We start from the raw sequence: 11930 nt of genomic DNA on the forward strand, positions 1-11930 counted from the left end.
CATTCACCATTCACCATTCACCATTCACCATTCACCATTCACCATTCACCATTCACCATTCACCACTTCAAGGAGGAAGCTATGTTATCACCACTACACGAATGGAGTTTGGCTCCGCGAGAGGCGAGGGTGCTGCAGTCGCAGCTGGCCAAGCGCTTGGAACTTACTGATCGCCTAGCGCCGATAACGCATATCGCTGGGGTGGATATTGGGTTCGAAGAGGGTGGCGAAATCACTCGGGCAGCGGTGGTGGTATTGAAATGGGATCCTGCCACCGCACCCGATTTAAGCGTGGTAGAACAGGTGGTTCATCGTGAGCCCACCCGCATGCCGTACATCCCCGGTTTGCTTTCATTTCGAGAAATCCCCGCCGCGCTAGGCGCGTTTGAAAAACTCAGCGTGATGCCAGAACTAGTGATGGTCGACGGTCAGGGAATTGCACACCCACGCCGGTTAGGCGTGGCGGCTCACTTGGGGCTATGGCTGGATTTGCCCACCATTGGTATTGCCAAGTCGCGCCTATATGGCCAACACGCTGAAGTGGGCGAGCATCGCGGCGACTGGGTGCCGCTCTACGCGGGGCAGGAAACCATTGGTGCCGTTTTGCGCTCCCGCACCAAGGTCAAACCCGTGTATATATCACCAGGCCACCGGATCACTTTAGAAACTTCGCTGACCTGGGTGTTGCGCTGCTTAGGGCGTACCAAGCTACCTGAGCCAACACGGCTAGCAGATCGACTGGCCTCGCGGCGTGATCAGCGCAAGTAGCCTTCGATTGCCAAGGGCTAAGGGCTATACAAACGCCAAAAAACGTCGCAGTAGGCTGGAGGCCTCGTGGCAGTCAGTAGTATTCGCCAACAGGGTGTCGGGCTCTTCGCCTTGGTCGCGTAGGGCGGCTCGTTGGCGTTCAAGGTAGGCGCGCATCACCGGCGACGTAAATTCCGGGTGAAACTGCACGCTCCACTGGCGCGGGCCGTAGCGCAACGCCTGGTGGGCGTCGTGGCTGTTATGAGCTAGCACCGTGCAGCCTTGAGGTGCCTGCATCACCGACTGGGCATGGGTCAGGTGGGCGGCAAAGCTTTCCGGTAGTTGGCTAAACAGCGGGTCTTGCTGGCCCGCTTGGGTGAGTCGCACGGTGCGCGTGCCCGACTCGCGGCCAGCCGGGTGGTAGTCACTCACGCCTCCAAAAGCGGCAGCCATTAACTGGTGACCATAGCAAACGCCTAGCATGGGAATGTCGTTTGCCAGTGCCTCCTGCAGCCACGGCTTCAGTGCTTCGCTCCAGGGGTCGGCCTCGCTGACCATACTGTGCGAACCTGTAATCACAATACATGCGAGTGTATTAAGTTCAGGAGCGCTGGGTTGGCGGGTTGCATCCCACACCTGTAGTTCTAAATGCGCGGGCAGCGCAGTGCTAAGCTGCTTTATAAATAGCGTTTCAAAATCACCATGCTGGTCGACAACTTCCGGAAAAGCGTCGCCGGTTTTAACGATCAATACACAGGCCATATCACTCCCTCGGTATGATGAAACGTAAACATTGAAAAAGGTCTTTCAGGAAGAGCGCAAAGGCGTGAAGATAGCCTACCATGGCTTCTCAGATGGTAAGAACGCATTAATTATTAACGTCATAAGGAGACAATAATGCAACAGATTACCCGCGCAGGCGAACCGCTGGATGTGGCTGGCACACTGCCTGCAAAAGGGCAGGCGGCACCGGCGATGACGCTGACCAACACCGATCTGCAAGACGTTACGCTCGCTACGTACGCAGGAAAGCGTAAAGTGCTCAATATCATCCCCAGTGTGGATACGCCCACCTGTGCTATGTCTACGCGTCACTTTAACGAGCTGGCGTCTAACCTTGCCGACACCGTGGTATTGGTCGTCTCAGCGGATTTACCCTTTGCAGCCAAACGCTTTTGTGGCGCGGAAGGATTGGATAACGTAGAAACGCTGTCTACTTTCCGCCACCCCGAGTTTCGCGAAGCCTGGGGCGTAGCGCTGTGCAACAACCCCATGGAAGGCCTTTGCGCCCGTGCAGTCGTCGTACTGGATGCCGATAACCGCGTGCTGCACAGCGAGCTGGTGAGCGAGTTGAAGAACGAGCCTGATTATGAGGCTGCCTTGGCGGTGCTGAGCTAACTCGTATGTCGTTTAGTATGCCGCTCTGACGCCCTCACCAGCGCGCGAATCAAGCGTTGCTGAGGGCGATTGAAAATCAACCACTCCGGGTGCCACTGCACGCCAATCAAGAAGTCGTGCTCCTGTGACTCAATGCCCTGCACCAAGCCATCCCGGTCGCGTGCAACGATTTCAATTCCTCTGCCCGCCTGGTAAACGGCCTGATGATGCAGGCTGTTAACCCGACACCAGGTAACCCCTAGCAGGCGGTGCAACTTACTTGCCCCCACGATATCAACGGTTTTGCGCGGCAGAACGGTGCGTCGCCGTTTTAGCCCTTCATGGGTGGTGTAGATATCAGGATCCAGGGTGCCGCCAAGATGCACGTTGATTAATTGTGCCCCTCGGCAAATACCCAGCACCGGTGTATGCAGCGGAATAAAACGTTCAAGTAGGGCTAGCTCCAACTCATCCCTTGCAGGGTCTAAACGAACATCTAATTGCACTTCGCCACCGTAGAGGTGGGCCTGAATATCGTCGCCCCCGCCAATGATCAAGCCGTCCAGGCTTTCCGGCTGCGGGCGCGAAGGTGATAACCGCAACGGCTTTCCGCCATGCCGCCAGACGGCGAACCAATCAAACCACCACGCTAAGTGGCTTTTTTGGTCAGAGGTAGTAATTCCGATAAGCGGCCGAGTCATGCGGATAGTTACTCACTGTGACAGGAAATGAAGAATGCTAAACGGGTTTTATATAGCTGGGCTCTACAACTCAATCAGTGTTCGCGGCGAAGCAAACGAACTAGTTTTTCTTTTACGCGGGTCAGCATCGGTCGGTTATGGTCGGCGATATACTCAGCGCAGCGAGCGAGTAACACCTCAGAATTAGCGGCAAGTTTCTCAACTTCCACCCAGCGATTCCACTCGGTCACTGAGCCCCATCCCGGCTGGGAAAGCTGAGCGTTGGGTAAGCGGTAGTGAAAGGTGGGGCGCGGCTTGGTAAGCTGCGTATGCAGCAATTCATGAGAGTGGTCGGGGCGTAAATAGGCAAATAGCGGCAGCATATCCAGCTCGCGATTGCGCGTGGGATTATGGTGCAAGTAGTCGTCAATCAGCGTGTCGAGGTCAGGCGAATAGCGGCTATCCAGTATTTTTAACGCATAGGCTTTGTGGAATGGATTCGCGTGGGGCAGCATCTCACGGGTAATATCGACTTTAATTTCGTCGCGCAGCCAGCCAGCCAGCAGCAGGTACGCACGCAGCATGGCTAGCAAGTAGTCAACATCGAAACGCTCCGCTTCAGGGTTTAGGTGTAAGCCAAACCCATACATCAGGCTGGCATCGGTGCCCTTAGCGCCATGCTCGCGTAGTGTCTCGAACAGCGCGTCTAAATCTTCCAGCTCATTCCAAGGTATCGGTGGGCAAACGATTTCGGTAGGCACTAGGCCTGTGACCATGTCGCCAATCAGCTCGCGGGTTTTTTGATGGAACTCGACTCGGCGCTGATGCTGATGACGTGCCCACTCGCTATCTTCTGGGTGAGGGTCGTCGACCAGCGATTTGTCGGGATGCGCGTACTGGGTGTCGAGCTCGATACCAAATTCGCCCCAGCGTGTATCCTCAACGAGTAGCCGATGGGGGCTTACCACGTTAAGCTCCCCGCCAAACAGCTCACGTACGATCATTGCAGTGTCTCGGGGCGGCAGGCCAGCGAATTCGATTTCAATACCAACTTGCCGGATTTTCCCCTGGCTGTTTAAGCGGTTAGGTGGAGCTTGTAGCGTCATCTCGGCGTCCTTGAGGTGAACGTTTAAGTCTTCAGCCTATCATAGTCACGCGTTGAGACTGAGCGTATTAATAGCGGCGGCAAATGATAAGCAGGACGCCATCTAAGCTAATTTTCAGGAGTAAGGCGTGCGACAGCACTGGTTAATCAATTCGTTAATAGGTTTTGTCTTGTTTGTATTGGCAAGCCTAGCAATGACGAGCATGGCAATCACTCAGGCCCAGGCGCAAACGGTGTCGCTGCCCGGTCTGAGCAGCGGTTCCGAAGAGGAAAGTGCTAACGTTAGCGGTGAAGAGTTTCAGAAGTCGCTCACTGACGTCATCACCATGCTTGAAAACGAAGAGCGACGCACGGAGTTGCTTAAATCGCTACGCGAGTTGCAGGTCACCGCTGGCGCTGCTAGTGAAGACGATGGCGTGGTGCATCAAGGACTGCTCGGCGCACTCGCCGATACGTTAAGTGACCTTGGCGATCAGGCCCAGTCAGGCGACTCGCCAGTTGATCAGTGGTCACGCCAGTTGGTTCAGGGTGTAGATGATTTGCGCGCGCTTAACGATGATGCCGACCAGGGGGAGGCGATTCGAGCGGTTGCCGAAGGGGCGGTGCTGGCCTTGGTTTGGGGCGTGCTGTTGGTGCTGATGATTGCCTTTGGGCGCCTGATCGCTACCCGGCGTGAGTGGCCGTTGGATCTGCCTCGAGACCCCAAGGGTTGGCTGATGGCAGTGCACTTTTTGCGCCGCATGCTGCCCTGGACACTGTCGTTTGCCATTACCTTGGGGATTGGCCAGGTGCTGCCCGATAGCCCTGGGCGTACGCTGGTATTGGTAGTGGCCTATATCTGCCTGTGTGGCCGGGCACTATCGGTGGTGTTTGAAACGGTCATCGCGTTCTTTAGCCGCGGTCACCGTTTTACTGCGGTTCAACTGCTTCAGCAGCATGCCCTGCGTGGCCTGTTTGTGATTGGTGCTTTGATTGCGCTTGGCGATGCGGTCAACTCCACTCGTCTCGTTGAAATGCTGGGTAGCGAACTGTCGAGCCTAGCCTCTGTTCTTTCCAATATGCTCGCGGCGTTGCTTGCAGCGCGGTTTATTCTCAAGTTTAAACGGCCCGTGCGCCACCTGATTTGCAACCGGCCCTTCAAGCAGCGGCGTGACGCCAGCACCGCGGTCGAAATGATTCGCTCCCTGGGGGGGCTATGGCACATACCCGCGCTGCTGCTGGTGAGTGGTTCACTACTGGCGATTTTTATTACCGTGGGCGATGTGGGCACTGCGCTGGCGCGCTCAATTATCTCCGCCAGTCTGTTGGTACTTACACTGGTAGTGACCGGGCTGCTGCGCCGCCAAGCGGAGCGGATGGGTAAGCGCCGTCACCGTCATCGTCAGAGCCAATATCGCAAACGCTTAGAGCGTTTCGGCTTTGTTCTCGCCCATATTTTCGCATGGATGGTGTTTGCCGAACTCTCGATGCAAGTGTGGGGCAGTTCGTTCTTTGGCCTGGGCCAGCAAGCAGTCGCTAGTGCCCGCATTGGGCAAGCGCTAGTCAGTCTTGGCGCCACAGTGTTGTTGGCGTGGCTGGTGTGGATTTTTGCCGATACCGCCATTCAGCGAGCACTAACATCGTCAGCCCGTTCACGCGGGCGGCGGGTCAATCAGGCCCGGGCGCAAACCATCACGCCGATGATCCGCAACGTCATCTTTGTAACCATTCTGATTATTGCCGTTATCGCCGGGTTGGCTAATTTGGGTGTCAACGTCACACCGCTGCTGGCGGGTGCCGGTGTGATCGGTCTGGCGATCGGTTTTGGTGCGCAAACGTTAGTGCAGGATTTGATTACCGGTATTTTTATCTTGATCGAAGATTCGTTAGCGGTCGATGACTTCGTGCAGATCAATAACCATATGGGCACGGTCGAGGGGCTGACGCTGCGAACTGTGCGGCTACGCGATTTGGATGGCATTGTGCACATCATCACCTTTAGCCGCATTGAGTCGATTCATAACATGTCCCGCCAGTTCGGCATCGCGCTGATGCGAATACGCATTCCGTTTGATATGAAAATCGACGATGCGATTACCCTGATGCAGGAGACTGCCCAGGAACTGCGCCGTGATCCGATGATGCGCCACTACATTTGGTCGCCGCTGGAGATGCAGGGTGTCCAGGGCTTTGAAGATGGCTGCCCCATTTTACGCATGCGCTTTCGCACTGCGCCGGAGATGCAGTGGGATGTCTCTCGGGCGTTTAATCTACTGCTAAAACAGCGTATGGAAGAGCAAGAAATTGACCTGGGCGTGCCGCGCCTCAGTGTCAGTATGGAAGCGCGCTCCGAAGACCGCATGGAGGCGACCGCGGGTACTTTATTCTCTTTAGAAGAGGGCTCGCAAGAACAAGCCGTGCAAGAAAACACTCCGCCTGAGAGAGAACAAGGCAAGCATGAAGAGACGCAAGCAAGTGACGTCAATTCACAGGAGCATAAGAAACCGGCACCTCCGAAGCCCGCGCCGCGCCCGACAAAAGCTGAGATTCGCCAGGATGAGCAGGCGCGCAAGCACGATAATACGACTAATCGTGCTGCGTCACATCGGCAAAAGCCCCAGGCACAGGGCAAGCCCCAGAGCGATTCCTATGCCAGCCCCGGCGGCGAACACGGCGATGAGTAGCCACGGTCCCCGCCAGCGGCGCCAACGGTTGTACAACGAGACCGCGTGGCTAACGCGGTCGACCAGTTCGTCGTGACGGGAAATGGCGTGATCCGGCGGCAGCGAAAAATCGTTGGCGACATCGCCCTGCCAGTGGGCGCCGTGGCTAAGCCCCAGGCGCGCTCGTAGCCTACCGATATCGCTGACGGTGTCGTGCAGCGTGTCGTAGGTTTCGCGGCGTTCGGCAACCGCGAACACCGCCTCGGCATCCTGGCGTAGCGCGCTATGTTGGCAGCTAGCCACGGCTTGACTGATTTCTTGTTCGTTGGCCTCGGGGGAAACCGCGAGGCGCTGGTACAAATCGCGCATAGGGTCAATTTATTCTCATGGGCCAGCGCATCCTGCGAAACGTCTAGCGTTACATGGTCTTAGTAAGTTTGCATCAAATAATCATAGGCGTTTTTAATACGCTGAAACCGCGCTGAGGCCAAGGCGACCTGTTGTTCACTTTCCGAATAGAAGCGGTCTGGATGGTGGAGCTGCGCCATCCGTCGATAGGCGTGGCGAACCTCTACCCGGGTGGCACCTGGGGTAAGTCCCAGCACCGAAAGCGCCCGTGTGGTGCGGTCGGGCGGTGGCGGTGAGGCGCGCTGCTGGCGACGAGAATCTTGCTGGCGAGAGCGTTGCTGGGAAGAGTGATCGCGCGAGCGGCGCCGTTCGCGCTCGGCCTGTTCGCGCTGCTGTTGTTGCTGTTGCCGCTCCTGCTCCTGTTGGCGCGTCTGGTCACGCTGGCGCTGCTGTTCCTGTTCGCGGGCTTGGCGAGCCTGCTCCTGACGCTGCTGTTTCTCCTGCTGTTTTTGTTGCTTCTGCTGGTGGCGTCGCTCTTTCTGTTGTTGCTGCTGTTCGGCCCGAGCGTTGGCCTGTTGGTGGTACTGCTCGGCGGCCTCGGCTTCGCGTGCTTTTCGGGCATGATAATCTGGGTCGTGCGCCTGCCAGTAAGCATCACGGCTGGGGTCTTCGGGAATGGCAAGCGGTGTGCCGGTGAGCTCTTTAAACAGAGTATTCAAGGTCATTGGTGCGATACTTAGCAGGTCGGCCAAAAAGCGCAAAATATAGTGGTTGGCCAGGGACAGCTCGCCGTCGTCAGTGGCGACGGTAATTGCTTGATGAATAACGCTCAGGCTGCGTTCTGTGCCGCATTCTTTGCGAACCACCTCGGCAGCTAGTTGGATCGCTTGCAAGTCTTGGCTACGGGCAATACTCATTACTGGCCCCAGCTCATGCCCGTGGCGAAACTGTGCGGTCACCTGAGCCAGGCGACGGCGCCGCTGCCCCTCTGAAACGTGTTGACGGTGCACCAGCACCCAGGCCAACAGCAGCAGGGTTGCCGTATCCACTTGGCTACGGCTCTTTAATAGCAGCAGCTCAAAGGGTGAAAAACGGGCAATGGACATTTCCTAGCTCCATAGGTGAAGAGGTGAGCAGAGGGGTGGCTTTAGGCAGCACCATGATCAAGTAGCCATGGTATATCATCGCGTTAGGCAAAGGAGTAGGAGATTGATGAGTTGATCAACGTTGAGCGTAAAAACAGCTTTCAGCTGCGTCTTACCCGGCGGCTCAAGGAAGAGACATCGCATAACCTCGACGTCTATCTTTTTGTGCCTGGCGATTTGGGATTAAGCACCCAGCTTATCTCAGAAGAAGCCTTTTATCATGCCGCTATCAATGTCTCGCGCACCTACTACAGTGACGAGTATCTCTTACCGCTGGTGCACAGTCGGCTGGCCAGCCGTAATCGGCTCGGCAGTGACTCGTATCGGTTGAGCTTGAGTCTCTACGCCTATCAATACGTGGAAGCGATGGAGCGCACTACTCGATCAATGTTGGTGAGTGCCAATAAGCTGCGCCATGCTCGCCAAGAGGAGCGCGAAGAGAACAGTGAGGTGCAAGAGAGTGCCGTTGCCCTACGTGACCAACTGCATGAGATGATCGACTTGAGCGACGGTATTCTCAAGCGGCTGCGTCGCCACCAGCCCGATGACGAAAGTTTATATAAGTACTTTGCCAATATCGATAACTACCTCTCCTGGTTTACCGAGCAACAGCTGCTGGCGCTGGTGGCACACATGCCCCGCGGCGGAGAGTTTACCGATATTCGCCGACGTTTTATTAGCGTGTGCCACCGGGAGGGCGAGTATCGCCGCGAACAGCAGTACAACGCCGAGCGGGTGATGGCCGACCCCACGCGGATGTCGAATAAAATGCGCTTGTTGCGGCGCCTGATTGAGCACCCGATTACCCTGAAACAAGAGGCATTGGAACTGGGTGGCGGCGAGCAAAAAGCGGTCAAAGCGCTTGCCACTGCCGTGGTAATGGCCTTTGTATCGTTAGGCGTGCTGCAGTTGCGTAATGCTTTGGGAGATATCACCGCGCTGTTCGTATTAGCCATGGCGCTGCTCTACGCCATGCGGGAAGTGTTTAAGGATGATTTGCGCAATACCCTGTGGCGCTGGCTGCGTAAAGGCCGTCCCAAGTGGCGGCGCCAGTATTTAGACCCCACACGCAACGCCGTGGTGGGCCGCCAGTTGGAGTGGTTCGACTACAAGCGCTATGCATCGCTGGGCAATGATATCAAGCAGATGCGCCGCCGTACGGTAGCCCAGCGTGAAGAAGTGGTGCTGCACTATCGTTCAAGCTCACGTATGTCGCCTACGCGCTTTTTGAGCGGCTACGAGCATACCCGCGAAACGCTCAATCTGGATATCTCCATGCTTACGCGACTAATGAGTAAGGGCAAGCATCACATCTACCGTTTAAAAGATGGCCAAGCGGTTCGCGAGGGCGTCGAGCGCCGTCATCTGTTTAACTTAGTGATTCGGGAGACGGGCAGTGAAGATACTCCTTACTTGGCCCGCTGGAAGGTTGTCGTTAGCCGCTCGGGCATTGTCGATGTCGAGAAGGTCGAAGAGAGCAGCGTGGTGAAGGAAAGTGAATAACTAAAGTGCCAATAAACTGCGCCAGGTCAACTCAGCCTCAATGCGTTCTTTGAGATCGCTAGCCAGCATGGGCAAATCTTCAGCAGCGAACTAGGCTCAAAGAACAAGCAGGATAATATGTATCTGCGGCTCAGTCTTTAAAGGTTGAGCGCAAGGAGGAGTACAATGCAAGCTATCGATATTATGACGCCCAAAGTGGTGAGTGTGGGGCCAGACGCTGAAGTACGTGAAGTTGCGCAACTGTTGCTCAAGCACCGTATTAGTGCGGTGCCTGTCGTAGATAGTGAGCGGCGGGTGATTGGCATTGTCAGCGAAGGTGATTTAATGCGACGGGTAAAAAGTGACAGTGACCACGGGCACTCCTGGTGGTTATCGCTGTTTACCGGCGGCAAGGATGCTGGCGACTATGTTAAGTCCCATGGTCGTAAAGCCCACGAGGTCATGACCCCGAATCCAATGACCGTCGAAGAGAACACGCCGTTGCATACCATTGCGCGTATGCTGGAAAAACATCATATCAAGCGGGTGCCTGTGCTACGTGATGGCAAGTTAGTGGGCATTGTTAGCCGCGCTAACTTGCTCCAAGGTATCGCCAATGCTGCAGTGGCGCCAACCCAGTCGCCCACGGATGATCGTCAAATTCGTGAGGCTATTCTCAAAGAAGTTGAGAATAATACCGGGGTACAAGTTGAAGGCATTAGCGTGATTGTGGATGGCGGTGCTGTGGAGGTATGGGGACTGGTCGAATCCCTTGAACAGAAGCAGGCGGTAACCGTTGCTGCGGAAAACGTGCCAGGGGTTACTCAAGTCGAAAACCATCTGGGCATGATGCCGCGGGGTGTGGGCTATATGTAGCCTTTTACAGCGCATCCCCAACGGTCTGATCAACTCTATGCGGGGGCGCTGTAGACCCATCCATGGACGCTAAATTCGTCATCTGACCGCCATGGATGGTGAAAATGCCGGAATTGTCGGGAACATTTTTCGGCCCTGGTCGAATAACCCCCGCTACGGATTGGTTCAGACCTTAGCAAATAGGTGTTGATGGGTTTGCCATTAATCTGGCCCGCTACTAAAATAGCGGGCTGTGTCTTCTTTACCTTAAACCACTGCTTTAATCGCCTGCTCTAAGCTGTTCACGCTGCGCTCTGTGTGGTGCAGTTTATCGAGGCCAAACAAACCAATGCGGAAGGTTTGGAAGTTGTCGCCCTCATCGCACATTAATGGTACGCCGCCCGCCACTTGCACGCCCGCCTGGGCAAGTTTGCCCACTAAGCCGCTATCGTCGCTATAGCACACCACCACACCTGGGGCTTCAAAACCTTCTGCAGCAACGCTCACAAAACCGTGGCGGTTAAGCATGGAGCGGACTTTCCGGCCAATCGCCTGCTGCTCCTCTTTTACCTTGGCAAAGCCGTAAGCACGGGTCTCCTGCATAATGTCCCGTAATTGCCGCAGTGCATCGGTAGGCATGGTGGCGTGGTAGGCGTGCCCGCCATTTTCATAGGCCTGCATAATGCTGTGCCACTTGCCCAAATCGCAGGCAAAGCTGTTGCTCTGGGTCTCACCTAAGCGCTGCGTGGCACGTTCCGAGAGCATTACCATGGCGCAGCAGGGCGAACCGCTCCAGCCTTTTTGCGGCGCGCTTACCACCACATCAATGCCGAGTGCCTGCATATCCACCCACAGAGTGCCCGCGGCAATGGCATCCAGCACAAACAGGCCACCTACCTCATGCGCGGCTTCGGCGAGCGCTTGAATATAGTCATCCGGAAGTAGCAAGCCCGCAGAGGTTTCGACTTGCGGGGCGAACACGACGGCAGGTTTTTCGCTACGAATCTGCGCGACGGCCTCCTCAATGGGAACCGGCTGAAAAGGCGAACGCGGGTCACCGGCATTCAGACGCCGTGCTTTAAGCACCGTGTGCTGGTCGGTTAAGCGACCCATCTCAATAATTTGCGTCCAGCGGTAACTGAACCAGCCGTTGCGAATAACCAAGGTTTTCTGGTCAACGGCAAACTGGCGCGCCACCGCTTCCATACCAAAGGTGCCGCTACCGGGCACGATAACGGCCGCTTGGGCGTTATACACCTCTTTCAGCGTGGCTGAAATATCCCGCATCACACCTTGAAACTGCTGTGACATGTGATTCAGCGAACGGTCTGTGTAGACCACCGAGTATTCAAGCAAGCCGTCGGGGTCGACGTTGGGTAGTAATCCAGCCATGGCGTTCTCCTGTTTTTAGAAACAGCCTGTCGTTAGGAACAGCCTGTTGTTAGAAGCAAATAATTAAACACGCATCGTTAGCCACGCTAAAGCGTGAGGTGGCGTTTCAGAATACGGATAACCTCGACGCGATGCCAATAGTGATGGCCTACATAGT

General features: G+C 55.8%; 11 protein-coding genes. 5 read left to right on the forward strand and 6 right to left on the reverse strand.

All coding sequences use genetic code 11. From position 1 onward, the window contains the following. Positions 1-81: 81 nt before the first annotated feature. Positions 82-768 (forward strand): deoxyribonuclease V, encoded by a 687-nt coding sequence (gene nfi / locus HZU72_RS11210; protein WP_180091916.1) that lies wholly within the window; start codon positions 82-84, stop codon positions 766-768. Positions 769-792: 24 nt separating this feature from the next. Here the strand turns inward: nfi and HZU72_RS11215 are convergent, their stop codons facing one another. After that, positions 793-1509, reverse strand: a complete 717-nt coding sequence (locus HZU72_RS11215) for a glutamine amidotransferase (protein WP_180091918.1) — start codon at positions 1507-1509, stop codon at positions 793-795. Positions 1510-1644: 135 nt separating this feature from the next. Here HZU72_RS11215 and tpx point away from each other — a divergent pair, with 135 nt between their 5' ends. Continuing rightward, positions 1645-2145 (forward strand): thiol peroxidase, encoded by a 501-nt coding sequence (gene tpx, locus HZU72_RS11220; RefSeq protein ID WP_180091920.1) that lies wholly within the window; start codon positions 1645-1647, stop codon positions 2143-2145. Here the strand turns inward: tpx and HZU72_RS11225 are convergent. Together HZU72_RS11225 and HZU72_RS11230 are read right to left on the reverse strand one after the other, a co-directional pair. Further along, positions 2142-2825: a gamma-glutamyl-gamma-aminobutyrate hydrolase family protein gene (locus HZU72_RS11225; protein ID WP_180091922.1), complete on the reverse strand. Its 684-nt coding sequence runs from the start codon at positions 2823-2825 to the stop codon at positions 2142-2144. The two genes, tpx and HZU72_RS11225, sit on opposite strands and share 4 nt — an antisense overlap. A gap of 74 nt (positions 2826-2899) precedes the next feature. Continuing rightward, on the reverse strand, positions 2900-3910 hold the full coding sequence (locus HZU72_RS11230) for an amidoligase family protein (RefSeq protein ID WP_180091924.1): 1011 nt from the start codon (positions 3908-3910) through the stop codon (positions 2900-2902). 127 nt (positions 3911-4037) lie between these two features. Here HZU72_RS11230 and HZU72_RS11235 point away from each other — a divergent pair, with 127 nt between their 5' ends. Then, the gene (locus HZU72_RS11235) at positions 4038-6572 is read left to right on the forward strand and encodes a mechanosensitive ion channel family protein (protein ID WP_180091926.1); all 2535 of its coding nucleotides are present in this window, start codon (positions 4038-4040) and stop codon (positions 6570-6572) included. Here HZU72_RS11235 and HZU72_RS11240 read toward each other — a convergent pair. Further along, positions 6489-6920, reverse strand: coding sequence for a hypothetical protein (locus HZU72_RS11240; RefSeq protein WP_180091928.1), 432 nt, complete (start codon positions 6918-6920; stop codon positions 6489-6491). The genes HZU72_RS11235 and HZU72_RS11240 overlap by 84 nt on opposite strands. Positions 6921-6979: 59 nt before the next feature. Continuing rightward, positions 6980-8005, reverse strand: a complete 1026-nt coding sequence (locus HZU72_RS11245; protein ID WP_180091930.1) for a J domain-containing protein — start codon at positions 8003-8005, stop codon at positions 6980-6982. A gap of 111 nt (positions 8006-8116) precedes the next feature. Between HZU72_RS11245 and HZU72_RS11250 the strand changes: the two genes are divergently transcribed. Continuing rightward, positions 8117-9547, forward strand: a complete 1431-nt coding sequence (locus tag HZU72_RS11250) for a hypothetical protein (protein ID WP_180091931.1) — start codon at positions 8117-8119, stop codon at positions 9545-9547. Positions 9548-9712: 165 nt separating this feature from the next. Further along, complete coding sequence (locus tag HZU72_RS11255; protein ID WP_180091933.1) at positions 9713-10402, forward strand: CBS domain-containing protein; 690 nt, start codon at positions 9713-9715, stop codon at positions 10400-10402. 246 nt (positions 10403-10648) lie between these two features. On the opposite strand, the gene HZU72_RS11260 is transcribed toward HZU72_RS11255, so the two are convergent. Then, the gene (locus HZU72_RS11260) at positions 10649-11773 is read right to left on the reverse strand and encodes an aminotransferase class V-fold PLP-dependent enzyme (protein WP_180091935.1); all 1125 of its coding nucleotides are present in this window, start codon (positions 11771-11773) and stop codon (positions 10649-10651) included. Between the last annotated feature and the right edge of the window lie 157 nt (positions 11774-11930).

Source organism: Vreelandella sedimenti, from assembly GCF_013416325.1.
GTDB classification, from domain to species: Bacteria; Pseudomonadota; Gammaproteobacteria; order Pseudomonadales; family Halomonadaceae; genus Vreelandella; species Vreelandella sedimenti.

Excerpts from the sequence above, each read along its gene's own strand:
- tpx (WP_180091920.1), top strand. The coding sequence starts at position 1,645 with ATGCAACAGATTACCCGCGCAGGCGAACCGCTGGATGTGGCTGGCACA.
- HZU72_RS11240 (WP_180091928.1), bottom strand. The coding sequence starts at position 6,920 with ATGCGCGATTTGTACCAGCGCCTCGCGGTTTCCCCCGAGGCCAACGAA.
- HZU72_RS11245 (WP_180091930.1), bottom strand. The coding sequence starts at position 8,005 with ATGTCCATTGCCCGTTTTTCACCCTTTGAGCTGCTGCTATTAAAGAGC.
- nfi (WP_180091916.1), top strand. The coding sequence starts at position 82 with ATGTTATCACCACTACACGAATGGAGTTTGGCTCCGCGAGAGGCGAGG.
- HZU72_RS11230 (WP_180091924.1), bottom strand. The coding sequence starts at position 3,910 with ATGACGCTACAAGCTCCACCTAACCGCTTAAACAGCCAGGGGAAAATC.
- HZU72_RS11215 (WP_180091918.1), bottom strand. The coding sequence starts at position 1,509 with ATGGCCTGTGTATTGATCGTTAAAACCGGCGACGCTTTTCCGGAAGTT.
- HZU72_RS11255 (WP_180091933.1), top strand. The coding sequence starts at position 9,713 with ATGCAAGCTATCGATATTATGACGCCCAAAGTGGTGAGTGTGGGGCCA.
- HZU72_RS11260 (WP_180091935.1), bottom strand. The coding sequence starts at position 11,773 with ATGGCTGGATTACTACCCAACGTCGACCCCGACGGCTTGCTTGAATAC.
- HZU72_RS11225 (WP_180091922.1), bottom strand. The coding sequence starts at position 2,825 with ATGACTCGGCCGCTTATCGGAATTACTACCTCTGACCAAAAAAGCCAC.